At 67.9% G+C, this 1,082-nt stretch carries 1 protein-coding gene; it reads left to right on the top strand.

Annotated features, from left to right (window positions below; translation table 11 throughout):
* A partial coding sequence (locus PKE99_RS37710; RefSeq protein ID WP_271215050.1) for a PucR family transcriptional regulator occupies positions 1-991 on the top strand: 991 nt, incomplete at its 5' end.
* Positions 992-1,082: the final 91 nt, after the last annotated feature.

The raw sequence follows: 1,082 nt of genomic DNA, 5'->3' as shown, positions 1-1,082 counted from the left end.
CATCTTCCGCCGCATCGCCGGCTTGGAAGTAGCCGAAGACCTCGCCGAGGTGTCACATCGCGTAGGTGTGCGGCGGGCGGAGCAGGGTGTCTCGCTCAACGAGGTGCAGGCAGCGGCGAACCGAGACTTCCAGATCGTCTGGGAGGCGATGCTGGCGGAGGCGGACGACCGGGAGGCCGCAGCGCTGCTGCGTCAGGCTCCGGCGATTTGGGCGATCGTCGACGACCACACGCAGCGCATCACGGAGGCTTACCGACGACGGTCTAACGAGCTGGATGACCTTTCCGACGACCGGCGGCGCGAGTGGTTCAGACGCCTGCTGAAGTGCAACGGTGAGCGTCCCGATGTCGTCCAGAACGCGGCGGAGGTGCTGGGGCTGCCGGTGGCCGCTCGGTTCCGAGTGGCAATCGCCACTCGCGAGTGCGCCGGCCGCCTCCGCGACGTACGCGACGCGCTGACGGCTCTGAGGTGGTCTTTCCACTACCAGGAGGTCGAGGGTGGTGACGTCCTTGTCATACAGAGCATGCAGGAGCAGGACAAGCGTGTCATGAACTGTCTCGCCGGGATTCGTTGCGCCGTCGCTCCGCCGGCCCACGGGCTGGACGAGGTTCCTCGCGCGACGAGGATCGCCTCCGACATCCTCGCGGCATTGCCCGAGGACCGGAACTCGCCAGGCTTGCTCGAGGACGCGTGGCTCTCGGTTGCGGCGACCCAGGCCCCGTTGGTGACCCAGGCGCTGGCCGAGCGTATTCAGCGCTGTCTGGAGAATGTCCAGGACGCGGACGTGCTCCTCGAGACCGCGCGGGTCTTTTGTGATGGGGACGGCACGGTCTCCCGTGCGGCGAGCGAGCTCTTTTGCCACCGGAACACGGTGCTGAATCGGCTCGAACGTCTGCGCAGCCTCACCGGTGTCGACGTGCGTCGACCTCGGGATGCGGCCAGCTTCCTGTTCGCGATGAGCGCTGGCAGGCCAGCTGGCGGGACTCCGTAGAGCGTCCAGAGGCGCCGAGCCGGTCTCAGCCCGGCGGCCGCAGCTCGAGCACCGATTCGGCCGCCGCGTTGACGGCCGGACGGCTGTAGAG

The organism is Pseudonocardia halophobica (assembly GCF_027922425.1).
Lineage (GTDB): Bacteria > Actinomycetota > Actinomycetes > Mycobacteriales > Pseudonocardiaceae > Pseudonocardia > Pseudonocardia halophobica.
Note: the sequence above shows the minus strand (reverse complement) of the source record. Positions and strands in the feature narration are given on the sequence as shown.